The organism is Mycobacterium sp., from assembly GCF_019247615.1.
GTDB lineage: Bacteria > Actinomycetota > Actinomycetes > Mycobacteriales > Mycobacteriaceae > Mycobacterium.
In genome coordinates, this window is record NZ_JAFBAT010000104.1 from 1 (window position 1) to 13,791 (window position 13,791).

General features: G+C 67.2%; 12 protein-coding genes and 1 pseudogene. 2 read left to right on the plus strand and 11 right to left on the minus strand.

Going from position 1 to position 13,791, the window contains the following annotated elements:
* The 10 genes from JO059_RS06855 to dop form a co-directional block, all read right to left on the minus strand.
* Positions 1-2,493: RNA helicase (locus tag JO059_RS06855; protein ID WP_293315342.1), on the minus strand; the 2,493-nt coding region annotated here is incomplete at its 3' end.
* A 147-nt stretch (positions 2,494-2,640) separates the two neighbouring features.
* Positions 2,641-3,609, minus strand: a complete 969-nt coding sequence (gene tatC / locus JO059_RS06860) for a twin-arginine translocase subunit TatC (RefSeq protein ID WP_293315343.1) — start codon at positions 3,607-3,609, stop codon at positions 2,641-2,643.
* A gap of 51 nt (positions 3,610-3,660) precedes the next feature.
* On the minus strand, positions 3,661-3,915 hold the full coding sequence (tatA, locus tag JO059_RS06865; RefSeq protein WP_293315344.1) for a Sec-independent protein translocase subunit TatA: 255 nt from the start codon (positions 3,913-3,915) through the stop codon (positions 3,661-3,663).
* A 90-nt stretch (positions 3,916-4,005) separates the two neighbouring features.
* Positions 4,006-4,980: a YafY family protein gene (locus JO059_RS06870; protein WP_293315345.1), complete on the minus strand. Its 975-nt coding sequence runs from the start codon at positions 4,978-4,980 to the stop codon at positions 4,006-4,008.
* On the minus strand, positions 4,977-5,978 hold the full coding sequence (locus JO059_RS06875) for a YafY family protein (protein WP_293315346.1): 1,002 nt from the start codon (positions 5,976-5,978) through the stop codon (positions 4,977-4,979). Before JO059_RS06875 ends, JO059_RS06870 begins: the two co-directional genes overlap by 4 nt.
* Positions 5,979-6,055: 77 nt before the next feature.
* Entirely contained in the window at positions 6,056-7,414 is a 1,359-nt protein-coding gene (gene pafA / locus JO059_RS06880; RefSeq protein ID WP_293315347.1) for a Pup--protein ligase, read from the minus strand.
* A 70-nt stretch (positions 7,415-7,484) separates the two neighbouring features.
* On the minus strand, positions 7,485-8,273 hold the full coding sequence (gene prcA / locus JO059_RS06885; RefSeq protein WP_293315348.1) for a proteasome subunit alpha: 789 nt from the start codon (positions 8,271-8,273) through the stop codon (positions 7,485-7,487).
* Positions 8,274-9,170, minus strand: coding sequence for a proteasome subunit beta (gene prcB / locus JO059_RS06890; protein WP_293315349.1), 897 nt, complete (start codon positions 9,168-9,170; stop codon positions 8,274-8,276).
* Entirely contained in the window at positions 9,167-9,361 is a 195-nt protein-coding gene (locus tag JO059_RS06895) for a ubiquitin-like protein Pup (protein ID WP_007170369.1), read from the minus strand. The genes prcB and JO059_RS06895 overlap by 4 nt, the downstream gene beginning before the upstream one ends.
* Positions 9,362-9,506: 145 nt before the next feature.
* Complete coding sequence (gene dop, locus JO059_RS06900; protein ID WP_293315350.1) at positions 9,507-11,015, minus strand: pup deamidase/depupylase; 1,509 nt, start codon at positions 11,013-11,015, stop codon at positions 9,507-9,509.
* 209 nt (positions 11,016-11,224) lie between these two features.
* Here dop and JO059_RS06905 point away from each other — a divergent pair, with 209 nt between their 5' ends.
* The gene (locus tag JO059_RS06905) at positions 11,225-12,460 is read left to right on the plus strand and encodes a hypothetical protein (protein ID WP_293315351.1); all 1,236 of its coding nucleotides are present in this window, start codon (positions 11,225-11,227) and stop codon (positions 12,458-12,460) included.
* Positions 12,461-12,504: 44 nt separating this feature from the next.
* Positions 12,505-13,110 carry a hypothetical protein gene (locus JO059_RS06910; RefSeq protein ID WP_293315352.1) on the plus strand — a complete coding sequence of 202 codons (606 nt, stop codon included), beginning with the start codon at positions 12,505-12,507 and terminating at the stop codon, positions 13,108-13,110.
* A gap of 98 nt (positions 13,111-13,208) precedes the next feature.
* Here JO059_RS06910 and JO059_RS06915 read toward each other — a convergent pair.
* Positions 13,209-13,791: pseudogene (locus JO059_RS06915) on the minus strand (proteasome ATPase); the annotation flags it as partial.

Consider the following 13,791-nt stretch of genomic DNA (forward strand, 5'->3'; position numbering starts at 1 on the left):
CTGCTCGTCGGCGCGCAGAGCGGTGGACAGCTTCGACGTCTGCTGTAGCGCCTGTCGCAATCGTTGCGTGGGCACCTCGGCGGCAAGTGCGCCGGCGGGCGCGTCACCGCCTCGCGATTCGTAGAGCACCGCCGAGACCACCGCCGCCAATTCGGCGGGTTTGAGATCCGCCCACGCGCCGGCGCGGAGGCATTCGGCGACCAACAGGTCGCTCTCACTGTAGATGCGGGCTAGCAGCCGCCCGTCGTCGGTGACGTGGGGATCGGTGGCCGGTCCTTGGATGAAGCCGCGTTCGGTCAGCAGCCCGACGATCCGGTCGAACGTCCGGGCCAGCGAGTTGGTGGCGGCGGCCACTTTCTTTTCGAGCTGGGCATTGTCGCGTTCGATGCGCAGGTAGCGCTCGGCCTCGCGGATCTGGGATTCGACGTGGGGGCTGCTGTGGGTGGGGTGCGCAGGATGCTTGCGCAGATCCGCGCGCAACGCGGCCAGCTCCGGGTCGTGGAAGCCGTCTGTGTCAGCGCGGCCGCGACGGGCGGACGGAAGGTCCAGCCCGGCGGCGGCCGACCGCAGCGCCGAGGCCAGGTCGCGCCGCACCCGTGGCTGGCGATGCTCTACCCGCTTCGGCAACGACATGGATCCGACGGGTTCCGAAGCGCCCGAATAGTCCGCTGACGAAATTCGCCCCGCCCATCGGTGCTCGGTGAGGACCAGCGGACGCGGATCGTCGGTGTCGCGGGCCGATTCCAGGACCACCGCCAGCCCGCCGCGCCGGCCGTGGGTGATGTTGATGATGTCGCCCCGGCGCAAGGCGGCCAGCGCGTCGCTGGCCGCCTGCCGCCGGTGCAGCCGCGACGCCCGGGACTGGGCGCGCTCCATTTCGGAGATCCGCGCCCGCATCCGGGCGTACTCAAGGATCGGCGCGTCGGGTCCGCCCAAGTCCGTGGAGATCTCGTGGAGCATTCGATTGCCACGCTCGATACCGCGCACCAGGCCGACCACGGAGCGGTCGGCCTGGTATTGGGCGAACGACTGCTCCAAGAGCTGGTGCGCCTGCTCCGGGCCCATCCGGTGCACCAGGTTGATCGTCATGTTGTACGACGGGGCGAACGAGCTGCGCAGCGGGAAGGTGCGGGTAGAGGCCAGGCCCGCCACGGCGGACGGTTCCGTGGTCTCTTCGCTGGGGTTCCACAGCACCACCGCGTGACCCTCGACGTCGATGCCGCGCCGGCCGGCGCGGCCCGTCAGCTGCGTGTACTCCCCCGGCGTCAGGGGCACATGTTGCTCGCCGTTGAACTTCACCAGCCGTTCCAGGACCACCGTTCGCGCCGGCATGTTGATGCCGAGCGCCAACGTCTCGGTGGCGAATACCGCCTTGATCAAGCCGGCGGTGAACAGCTCCTCGACCGTGTGCCGAAACGCCGGGAGCATTCCGGCGTGGTGGGCCGCCAAACCGCGCAACAGCCCTTCTCGCCACTCGTGGTAGCCGAGCACCGCCAGATCGGAGTCGGCAAGATCACCACAACGGTGATCGATCACCTCGGCGATCTGCGCGCGCTCCTCCTCGATGGTCAGCCGAAGCGGCGACCGCAGGCATTGGCTCACCGCAGCGTCACAACCCGCCCTCGAGAACACGAATGTGATGGCAGGCAACAGCCCGTGAGAGTCCAGGATCGCGATCACGTCCGGCCTTGCGGGCGGCCGGTAGAAGCGCGGCCGGCCGGAACCGGCCCGTGCACCGCCCCGCCTACCCGCTTCCCGGCGAGGACTTCGCCAGTCAGACATCCGCTCGGCCTCACGGCGATGGGCGATGTGGCGCATCAACTCCGGATCGACGCGTGACTGGTCGGACTGGGCGTTTCGATAGTCGAATAGGTCGAACAGGCGCTTGCCGACCAAGACGTGCTGCCACAGCGGAACGGGCCGGTGCTCGTCGACTACCACGGTGGTGTCGCCTCGCACGGTCTGGATCCAGCCGCCGAATTCCTCGGCGTTGCTCACCGTCGCCGAGAGGCTGACCACCCGCACCTCGTCGGGCAGGTGCAGGATGACCTCCTCCCATACCGGGCCCCGCATCCGATCGGCGAGAAAATGCACCTCGTCCATCACCACGTATGAAAGCCCCTGCAACGCAGGTGAATCCGCGTACAGCATGTTGCGCAGCACTTCGGTGGTCATCACCACCACGGGTGCCTCGGCGTTCACCGACATGTCGCCGGTCAACAGCCCGATCCGGTCCCGGCCGTAGCGCAGGGTGAGGTCGGTGTGCTTCTGGTTGCTCAGGGCCTTGAGGGGCGTGGTGTAAAAACATTTGCCGCCGGCTGCCAGGGCCAGGTGGACGGCGAACTCGCCGACCACGGTCTTGCCCGCGCCGGTCGGCGCGCAGACCAGCACGCCGTGGCCTTGTTCTAGCGCCGCGCAAGCCCGCTGCTGGAAGGCGTCGAGCGTAAAACGCAGTTCTGCGGCAAACCGCGTCAGCTCGGGCAGCGCCGTCACGCCGCCGCCGACTTGCGCGAGCGTGCGTGTCTGTACGCGGACACGCCGAACTTCGCGTGCAGCTGTGCACGCTCGCGCCGAGGGGAGCGCTCGCGCGAGCGTCGAGGGGAGCGCTTGCGCGAGCGCCGAGGGGAGCGCCGAGGGGAGCTAAGTGACATCGTCGTGTTGCCGGGCGGTGAAGGACGGCTCGGGTATCGGCTCGGATATCGGAGACGGCGGTTCGATGACCGATGCTTCGTCGTCGGGGATCATTGCACGGGCTTCACGCTTGGCTTTCCGCTTGTCGTGCAGCCTCGCGATCTGAATGGCGAACTCGAGAAGCACCGACAGTGCTATGCCGAGCGCGGTCATCGAAAACGGATCGGATCCGGGCGTGAACACCGCCGCGAACACGAACATCGAGAAGATCAGACCCCGCCGCCACGACTTGAGCCGCTGGTAGGTCAGCAGTCCCGCCGCGTTGAGCATGACGATCAGCAGCGGGAATTCGAAGCTCACGCCGAACACCACGAGCAGGTTTATCAGGAAGCCGAAATACCGGTCCCCGGACAGCGCGGTCACCTGCACGTCGCTGCCGACGGTCAGCAGGAAGCCCAGCGCCTTGGACAGCACAAAGTAGGCGAGCACGGCACCGGCGACGAACAGCACCGCCGCGGGAATCACGAACGCGATGGCGAAGCGGCGCTCCTTCTGATAGAGGCCGGGCGTGATGAACGCCCAGAGCTCGTAGAACCACACCGGGCACGCCAGCACGATCCCGGCCGTCATCCCGACCTTGAGCCGCAACATGAACTGGTCGAACGGCGCCGTGGCCAGCAGCCGACACTGCCCGTCGGGGCTGATCTCCGCCCGCGCCGACTGCGGCAGCGAACAGTACGGATGACGCAGCCACTCACCGAGGCTTTCCAGTCCGAAGATCGCATGCGAGTACCAGACGAACCCGAAAATCGTGGTGACCAGGATCGCGGCCAGTGCGATCAGTAGCCGGGTGCGTAGCTCGGTCAGGTGGTCGACCAGCGACATCGTCGCGTCCGGGTTGGTGCGACTGCGCCTGTTGCGCGGGTTCAGCCGCCTCAGCAAGCCAGCGGCGCGCGCTGAAACCCTCAAACGTTTCACGGGGCTGGTGTAGTGCTCGGTCAGTGACGCTCGGGCACCGCGAGTACGCGGCTAGGCCGGGCGCGCTTCCGTGTGCCCCTGCTCGGTGGCCGCCGGCGGTTCGACCCGCTGCGACTGCACGGGCTGCGGGGTTTCGATGGAAGGCGCTTCGGGCTTGCTCTCGGTCTGCATCTCGCGAAGCTCCGACTTGAAGATGCGCATTGACTTGCCCAACGACCGCGCGGCATCGGGGAGCTTCTTGGCGCCGAACAGCAAGATCACCACGACAGCGAGGATCGCCCAGTGCCACGGACTAAGACTGCCCACTTTGATTACCTCCAGACGTCCACATGATGCTACCGCAGCCGGGGGATGCGCCGGTGTGCCCGCGCCGCGACGCGCCAGCAACTCGACGCATCACCCGTGCGCCGCGACCTGGTAGGACTCCAGCGCATCGGCAGCCGTATCGCGTACACGCCGTGCGAGCGATTCGGGTTCAAGCACTCGCACAGCCGACCCGAAGCCGAGCACGAGGCGCGTCATCCAGTCCTCGGAGGCGTAGGTCATGACCGCCTCGCACGAGCCGTCCGGCAGCTCGCGCACGTCCCGCATCGGGTAGTACTCGAACATCCAAGAGGCGGCAGGCGCCACCCGCAGCGTCGCCGACGGCAGCGAGGGGTCGCCGTCGAACAGCGACGTGTCCGGCGGCGCGTGGAGCGCCGGCTCGGGGACGGCGGCGGGCTCCGGCAGCTCAGTGGCCTCGACGATCCGGTCGAAGCGGAACAACCGCACCGCCTCGGCCTCCCGCAACCAGGCCTCGAGGTAGCTTTGGCCGCCGATCAGCAGGACGCGGATGGGGTCGACGACGCGGCTGGTCAGCGTGTCGTGCGAGGCGGAGTAGTAGTCGATGGCCAGCGCGCGCTTGTGCTGCACCGCCGTGCGCACCGCGGCGGCGGCCCGACTTTCGACGGGCGCGGGCTCGTCGACCGCGGCCACCGAAGTCGGGGCGTTCTGCCCGACGGCGCCGGCCGCATCCTCGATCTTCGCAATCGCGCTGCGCGCCGCCCGGGGGTCGAGGACGCCCGGTATATCGGCCAGCGCCCGCAGCGCCACCAGCAGGCCCGTGGCCTCCGGCGACGTGAGCTTCAGTGGCCGGTCGATGCCCGCCGAGAACGTCACCTCGATGGTGTCGCCCGAGAACTCGAAGTCGATGAGGTCACCCGGATAGTAGCCGGGCAGCCCGCACATCCACAGCTGGTTGAGGTCCGCCTCCAGCTGCTTGGCCGAAACCCCGAGATCGGCGGCGGCCTTGGCACGGGTGACCCTCGGGTTGGCCTGAAAATACGGCACCATGTTGAGCAGCCGGACCAATCTTGTGGATACCGGGGTCATCGGCCGGGATCCTCGGCGTGCGACCGCAACCGGGCCAGGACGTCCTCGCGCAACGACTGCGGCTCGAGCGCGATGGCGTCGGGACCATATCCCGCGATATCACGGGCCAACTGATCGGCGGACACGATGTCGAGCTCGATCACCTCGCCGCCGCGGTCGGCGAGCCGGTGCGGGCCCGCGGAACGTCCGGCGCGGCGCAGGGCGGTCGCCCGCCCGTCGGCGACCCACACCCGGGCCCGCCCGCCCGTCGGCCACTCGGTGACCGTCTGCGCGACGATCTTGCGCAGGTCCACCCCGTCGGGCACGGTCACCGCGCCGGGCGGCCCGATCGGGGTGACCTCGGCACCGATCCGGGACAGGCGGAAGGTGCGGGTGGCGTCGCGGTCGCGATCGTGACCGACCAGATACCAGCGGCCCTTCTCGGTAATAACTCCCCATGGTTCGACGGTGCGCGTGGTGTACGGCTCGGCGCGCGACGGGCGGTGCTGGAACTGCACCGCCTGGCGAGAATCTATGGCCGCCAACAGGATCCCGAGAACTTCTTCGGAACCACGCAGACCCGGCAAGCCGGCCGGCGAGGCGATGGCCACCGGGGTTCCGGTATCCACCGGATCGACGTCGACGCCGGCGGCGCGCAACTTCAGCAATGCGCCCTGAGTGGCGGTGATCAGTTCCGGTGACTCCCACAGCTGCGTGGCGACGGCCACCGCGGCCGCCTCGTCCGCGGTCAGCCGCACCGGCGGCAGCGCGTAGGCGTCCCGGTTGATCCGATAGCCCTCAATGGGGTCCATGACCGACACCCTGCCGACCTCTAGGGGGATGCCGAGGTCGCGCAATTCGTTCTTGTCGCGCTCGAACATCCGCGAGAACGCCTCGGCGCTCGGGCTGTCCGCGTAGCCGGCGACGCTGGACCTGATCTTTTCGGCGGTGATATAGCCGCGGGTGGAGAGCAGAGCGATGACGAGGTTGACCAACCGCTCGACTTTCGAGATCGCCATTTGCACCAGGTTATTCGATGCCCTTCCCCCGGCGCTTCCACCGGCGCGCCGAATCGGCGGGAGCACCGCCGACGTGACTACATGCTGGCGATGAGCCGCTTGACGCGCTCGTCGACCGCCCGGAACGGGTCTTTGCACAGCACCGTGCGCTGCGCCTGGTCGTTGAGCTTGAGGTGGACCCAGTCCACGGTGAAGTCCCGTCCCGCGGCCTGAGCGGCGCTGATGAATTCCCCGCGCAACCGGGCACGGGTCGTTTGCGGCGGGTGGTCGACGGCCTCGGCGATGTCCTCGTCTGTGGTGACCCGTGCCGCCAACCCCTTGCGCTGCAGCAGATCGAAGACGCCACGCCCCCGCTTGATGTCGTGGTAGGCCAGGTCCAGTTGGGCGATCTTCGGGTCGGACAGTTCCATGTTGTAGCGGTCCTGGTAGCGCTGGAACAGCCTGCGTTTGATCACCCAGTCGATCTCGGTATCGACCTTCGCGAAGTCCTGGCTTTCCACGGCGTCGAGCTGACGGCCCCAGAGGTCGACGACCTGCTCGACCTGGGCGTTGGGCTCCCGAGTCTGCAGATGCTCGACGGCTCGGCTGTAGTACTCGCGCTGGATGTCCAGCGCGCTGGCCTGACGCCCGCCCGCCAGCCGCACGGGCCGGCGACCGGTGATGTCGTGGCTCACCTCGCGGATGGCGCGGATGGGGTTGTCCAGGGAGAAGTCGCGGAAGGGGACGCCGGCCTCGATCATCTCAAGCACCAGCGCCGCGGTGCCCACCTTGAGCATGGTGGTGGTCTCGCACATGTTGGAGTCGCCGACGATGACGTGCAGGCGGCGGTACTTCTCGGCGTCGGCGTGCGGCTCGTCGCGGGTGTTGATGATCGGCCGGCTGCGGGTGGTGGCGGAGGAGACGCCCTCCCAGATGTGCTCGGCGCGTTGGGAAAGGCAGAACGTCGCCGCCTTGGGGGTCTGCAGCACCTTGCCGGCCCCGCAGATCAGCTGGCGGGTGACCAGAAACGGCAGCAGCACGTCGGAGATCCGGGAGAACTCGCCGGCCCGCACAATCAGGTAGTTCTCGTGGCAGCCGTAGGAGTTACCGGCGGAATCGGTGTTGTTCTTGAACAAGTAGATGTCGCCGCCGATGCCCTCATCGGCAAGACGCTGCTCGGCGTCGATGAGCAGGTCTTCCAGCACCCATTCGCCGGCCCGGTCGTGGGTGACGAGCTGCACCAGGCTGTCGCACTCGGCGGTGGCGTACTCGGGGTGGCTGCCCACGTCGAGGTAGAGCCGGGCGCCGTTGCGCAGGAAAACGTTGGAGCTGCGGCCCCACGACACCACCCGCCGGAAGAGGTAGCGCGCCACCTCGTCGGGCGAAAGGCGGCGATGGCCGTGAAAAGTGCAGGTGACACCGAACTCGGTCTCGATGCCCATGATTCGCCGCTGCACGTAATCGAGGGTACTGGTTGTGTCACCGCAAAGGTGCAGAAGCCGCGCCCGCGGATCTCATCGGGCGGATCTACTCCTCCGATTTGCCGTCCGGTTCCGACCCTTCGCCGGTCGATTTCGAGCCCTTGGACTTCGAGCGCTTGCCGTTGATCTCCTGCAGCATGCTCTCCAAAGCGGGCCGGTTGATGCGCCGAAAGGCGCGTCGCGGCCGGTTGGCGTCGAGGATGGCAACCTCAAGGTTCGCCACGTCGACGGAGGGCTGGTTGCCGTTCGACGCTTCCGCGCTACCCGCCTTGAGCGCCGCCACCGCAATGCTTAAAGCGTCTCGCAGATCGGCGTTTTCGGCGTAGGAGTCCTTGAGCGCGGTGGTGATCGGCTCCGTGGTGCCGCCCATCACAACGAATTGCGGCTCGTCGGCGATCGAGCCGTCATAGGTAATCCGATACAGCTCAGGGGGTTTGGACTCGCCGTAGTGCGCGACCTCAGCGACGCACAACTCGACCTCGTAGGGCTTCGCCTGCTCGGTGAAGATGCTGCCCAGCGTCTGCGCGTACACATTTGCCAGTTGGCGGCCGGTGACGTCGCGTCGGTCGTAGGCGTAGCCGCGGGTGTCGGCGAATTGAATCCCGCCGCGGCGCAAATTGTCGAATTCGTTGAACTTCCCGGCGGCCGCGAAGCCCACGCGGTCGTAGAGCTCGCTGATCTTTTGCAATGACCGCGAGGGATTCTCGGCGACGAACAGCACGCCACCGGCGTAGGCCAGCACCACCACGCTGCGTCCCCGCGCGATTCCCTTGCGCGCGAGCTCGCTGCGCTCGCGCATCGCCTGCTCGGGCGAGATGAAATACGGGAAGCTCACTTACTTATCCCCCCGCTGCTCGGCGTCCGGGCCGAAAGTGTCTGCACGCGAGCGACTTTCGATGACGTCGCGGGCCAGTTCGGCGATCCGGGCCTCCGGCACGTCCGCCGCCCCCTCGGCGCCGATGATGACAGCCGTGGGATAGATCCCCCGAACCAGATCCGGTCCGCCGGTGGCGGAATCGTCGTCAGCTGCGTCGTAGAGCGCCTCCACGACCACACGCAAGGCCGAATCGGCATCGGTGACTTGCGAGTACAGCTTCTTCATCGACGATTTGGCGAAAATCGAGCCCGACCCCACCGACTGGTAGCCCTCTTCCTCGATGTTCCAACCGCCCGCCGCGTCGAACGAGACGATGCGGCCGGCGCTTTCGGGATCCGTCGCATGAATGTCATAGCCGGCCAGCAGCGGCAGAGCCACCAAGCCTTGCATCGCGGCCGCAAGGTTTCCGCGGACCATGATCGCGAGCCGGTTGACCTTGCCGGCAAAAGTAAGCGGAACGCCTTCGAGCTTTTCGTAGTGCTCGAGCTCCACGGCATAGAGGCGGGCGAACTCGACGGCGATGGCGGCCGTGCCCGCGATGCCGGTGGCCGTGTAGTCGTCGGTGATGTACACCTTCTTCACGTCACGCCCGGCGATCATGTTGCCCTGCGTCGAGCGCCGGTCGCCCGCGATGACAACGCCACCGGGGTACTTCAACGCGACGATCGTCGTACCATGCGGCAGCTGGGCACCCGTGCCGCCCCCAGCGCCGGCTTGTGCGGAACCGCCGAAGCTCGGCGGCAGCAGCTCGGGCGCCTGGCGGCGGAGGAAGTCGGCGAACGAGGACAGGTTTACAGCCGGATTGCCGGGGAGTGGGGAGTTAGTGGACAGGCGATCGGCGAACGGCCAGGTCACTGTCCGCCCTTTTGGACGTACGCGCGGACAAAGTCCTCGGCGTTTTCCTCAAGGACGTCGTCAATCTCGTCGAGCAGATCGTCGGTGTCTTCGGCCAGCTTCTCGCGACGCTCTTGGCCCGCGGCGGTGGAGTCGGCGAAGTCGTCATCGTCGCCGCCGCCACCGCCGCGTTTGGTCTGCTCCTGAGCCATCGCCGCCTCCTGCATTTTCAGGGCCCGTCACGCGCCCGTTGGTCATATCTACAGTACCGGTCGACACCGACGTTTCCTGGTGTAACTCAGCTCACCTCCTCGGCTTCTCCTCAGGCCGCGCCGGCCTGCATCCTCGCCGGGCAGCTCAGCTCGTCAGTTGCTCCACCAGCTCCACCGCGCTGTCCACGGAGTCCAACAGCGCTCCCACGTGCGCCTTGCTTCCCCGCAGGGGCTCGAGCGTCGGGATGCGTACCAGCGAGTCGCCACCGAGGTCGAAAATCACGGAGTCCCAGCTGGCCGCGGCGATGTCCGCGCCGAACCGGCGCAGGCATTCGCCGCGGAAGTAGGCCCGGGTGTCGGTCGGCGGGTTGTCGACGGCGTTGAGCACCTGGTGCTCGGTGACCAGGCGCTTCATCGAGCCGCGCGCGACCAGCCTGTTGTACAGGCCCTTGTCGAGCCGGACGTCGGAGTACTGCAGGTCGACCAGGTGCAGCCGCGGCGCCGACCAGCTCAGGTTCTCCCGCTGGCGGAAACCCTCGAGAAGCCGCAACTTGGCCGGCCAGTCCAGCAGCTCGGCGCAGTCCATCGGGTCGCGCTCGAGCTGATCGAGCACGCGCGCCCAGGTTTCGACAATGTCCGCCGCGCGCGGGTCGGGGTCGCGCCCGTCCACCAGCTTCGCCACCCGATCCAGATAAATTCGTTGCAGCGCAAGACCGGTCAGCTCCCGACCGTCGGCCAGGGCCACCGCGGTCCGCAGCGAGGGATCGCGGCTGATCGCGTGGACCGCGTGCACCGGCCGGGCCAATGTCAGGTCGCACAGGTCAATCCCGTGCGCCGGCCCCTCTTCGATCAAATCGAGCACCAGCGCCGTGGTGCCCAGCTTCAGGTAGGTCGACGTCTCGGCGAGGTTGGCATCCCCGATGATCACGTGCAGCCGGCGGTACCGGTCGGCGTCGGCGTGCGGTTCGTCGCGGGTATTGATTATCCCCCGCTTCAGCGTGGTCTCCAGCCCGACCTCGACCTCGATGTAGTCGGAACGCTGCGACAACTGGAAGCCAGGCTCGTCGCCGGCGGGCCCGATGCCGACCCGGCCCGAGCCGGTGACCACCTGCCGGGACACCAAGAAGGGGGTGAGCCCGGCGATGATGGCCGAAAACGGGGTCTGCCGCGACATCAGATAGTTCTCGTGGGAGCCGTAGGAGGCGCCCTTGCCGTCCACGTTGTTCTTGTAGAGCTGCAGTTTGGCGGCCCCGGGCACGCTGGCGACGTGGCGCGCGGCGGCCTCCATCACCCGCTCGCCGGCCTTGTCCCAGATCACCGCGTCCAGCGGATCGGTGCACTCGGGCGCAGAGTATTCCGGGTGCGCGTGGTCGACGTAGAGGCGCGCGCCGTTGGTCAAGATCATGTTGGCCGCGCCGACCTCGTCGGCGTCGACCACCGGCGGCGGTCCGGCCGAGCGGCTCAGGTCGAACCCGCGGGCATCCCGCAGCGGCGATTCGACCTCGTAATCCCAGCGGGTGCGCTTGGCGCGCTGAATGCCGGCGGCGGCCGCGTAGGCCAACACCGCCTGCGTCGAGGTGAGGATCGGGTTGGCGGTCGGGTCCGACGGCGAGGAAATGCCGTACTCGACCTCCGTCCCGATAATCCGTTGCATGTCTTAAGACTATGCGCGACGACGATGCGGCCCGCGTAGCGGGGCGAGGAGGACGCGCCATCAGGCCCGCGCGACGACGATGCGGCCCGCGTGCCGGGGCGAGGAGGAGCCGCGCCATCAGGCCCGCGCGACGACGATGCGGCCCGCGTAGCGGGGCGAGAGCCCAGACATGGCGAACATGGGGGCCGATCCCACTAGGGTGAGCCCGCATGAACCTTTCGGTGGGCCGCACACCTGATCGGCGGGCTGGGGGATCGTCCCGCGGGCGGCCAAGGGCGGGCACTGCGGCCGAAAGCTGGTTCTTGGAGCGCGGTTTGCCGGCGGTGCTGACGAGGCGGTCCCGATGGCGACGGCTCTGGCCGCGATCGAGTCCCATGCTCGCGGCGTACGCGACACTGCAGGCTTGCACGCTGGCGCTGTACCTCATCACCGGCGGCCACGACGTCGAGATCGCCGGCGAGCCGACGACCACCGAGGTGATCGTGTTGACGATCGTCGGGCTGGCCCTGCCGCTGATGGCGCTCGTCGGCTGGCTGGTGTCGCGGTCACGCAGCGGCCGGACACGTGCGGCCCTGGCGACCCTCGCGGTGATCGTCGTGGCGTGCGTGGCCCTCACCGTGGATGGGCCGATGCAACTGGCCCAAGAAGTCGTCGTCCTCGTTGTGGTGTTGATCTTGACCGGTTGTGGAGTCGGATCCGTGGTCGGGTGGGCGGTGCGCATGATGCTGTCGCACCTCGCGACGGTGGGTGCTCTCGCCGTCCGAGCGCTGCCAGTGGTCTTGCTGACCGCGTTAGTCTTCTTCAACACTTATGTCTGGCTCATGGCCGCGACGATAAGCGGGAACCGCCTCGGGCTGGCGATGGCATTCCTCGTCTCCATCGCCGCCGCCTTCGTCGTCTCGGCCACGCGTGATCGCGTCAGGCCGATGCTGCAATCGGCGGCCACGGCGGGACCCAGTGGCCCCGAAAGCACTGAAACGCTGGCCGACACGCCGTTTGCCACCATGCCGGATGCCACCGATTGCCCGCCGCTTAAACGGGCCGAACGGCTCAACGTGACATTTGTGCTGGCCGCCTCGCAACTGGCGCAGATTCTCGTGGTGGCGGTAGTAACCGCGGCGATCTACTTGACCCTGGGGCTGATCGTGCTCAGCCCGTCGCTGCTCAATGAGTGGACTCACACATACAAGAGCACCGCAACCGTGCTGGGATTTACGCTGCCGGTGCCCGATTCGCTGATCCATATGACCCTCTTCCTCGGTGCGTTGACGTTCATGTACATCAGCGCCCGCGCGGCCGGCGACGCCGAATATCGCTCGAGGTTCCTCGACCCACTGATCGATGACCTGCACACCACCTTGATCGCGCGCAATCGCTACCGCGCCGCCGTGAGATCCGCACGAGCGCCAGCGTGTGAAGTTGACGCCGCCCCCAGCAGTGATTAATTTCACCCTGATGCCGCGGCCGCCGAAGGAAAGCGTGTGAACCAGTGACCGATGTGGCCGGGAAGCGATACGGCGAAGTGCTTCTCGTGATTTCCGGAGAGGCCGGCCCGCAGGCCACGGTGTACAACAGCTTCCCGCTCAACGACTGCCCCGCCGAGCTGTGGTCCAAGCTCGATCCCCAGGCCATCGCCGCAGAAAACGGCGCGGCCGCAGCGTTGCTTAACGGCCCGCGCTACTGGCTGATGAATTCCATAGAAAAGCAGCAGCAAGGGCCGCGAATAACCAAGAATTTCGGCGGCATCGAGATGATCCAGCAGGCCACCGTCCTGCTGTCGTCGATGAATCCGGCGCCCTACACGATGAACAAGGTCAGCCGCCACACGGTCTTCGTGTTCAATGCCGGCGAAGAGATCTACGAGCTCCAAGATCCCCACGGGCACCGCTGGGTGATGCAAACCTGGAGCCAGGTGGTCGACCCCAGCCTGTCGCGCGCCGATCTGCCGAAGCTGGGCGACCGGCTCAAGTTGCCGGACGGGTGGTCCTACCAGCCGCGCGTGCTCACTGAAGAGTTGCGCATCGACACGACCTCCCGCGCAGCCCAGGTCACGCAGGACGACTTGTCAAACAGCTATTCACTGGTGACCGCCTAGGGCTGGCGATTCGCCGTCCAGACTGAAACTATGCAGACCCTCCGCGGCGTGTCGTGTGCGTCGTTTCAGTGTCGCGTGTACGGAGTTCCGACAACTGCTTACAGGTACTGGCCCAGGTTCGACTCGGTGTCGATGGCCCGCGAAGCGCTCGACGACTTACCGGTGACCAGCGTGCGGATGTAGACGATCCGCTCGCCCTTCTTGCCCGAGATGCGCGCCCAGTCATCGGGGTTGGTGGTGTTGGGCAGGTCCTCGTTCTCGGCGAACTCGTCGACGATCGAGTCCAGCAGATGCTGGATGCGCAGACCCGGTTGGCCGGTCTCGAGCACGGACTTGATCGCGTTCTTCTTCGCGCGGTCGACGACGTTCTGGATCATCGCCCCGGAGTTGAAGTCCTTGAAGTACATGACTTCCTTGTCACCGTTGGCGTAGGTGACCTCCAGGAACCGGTTGTCGTCGATCTCGGCGTACATCCGCTCGACGACCTTCTCGATCATCGCCTTGATGCAGGCGGTGCGGTCGCCGCCGAACTCGGCCAGGTCCTCGGCATGCAGCGGCAGCTCCTCGGTCAGGTACTTGGAGAAGATGTCCTGCGCCGCCTCGGCGTCCGGGCGCTCGATCTTGATCTTCACGTCGAGACGCCCGGGCCGCAGGATCGCGGGGTCGATCATGTCCTCACGG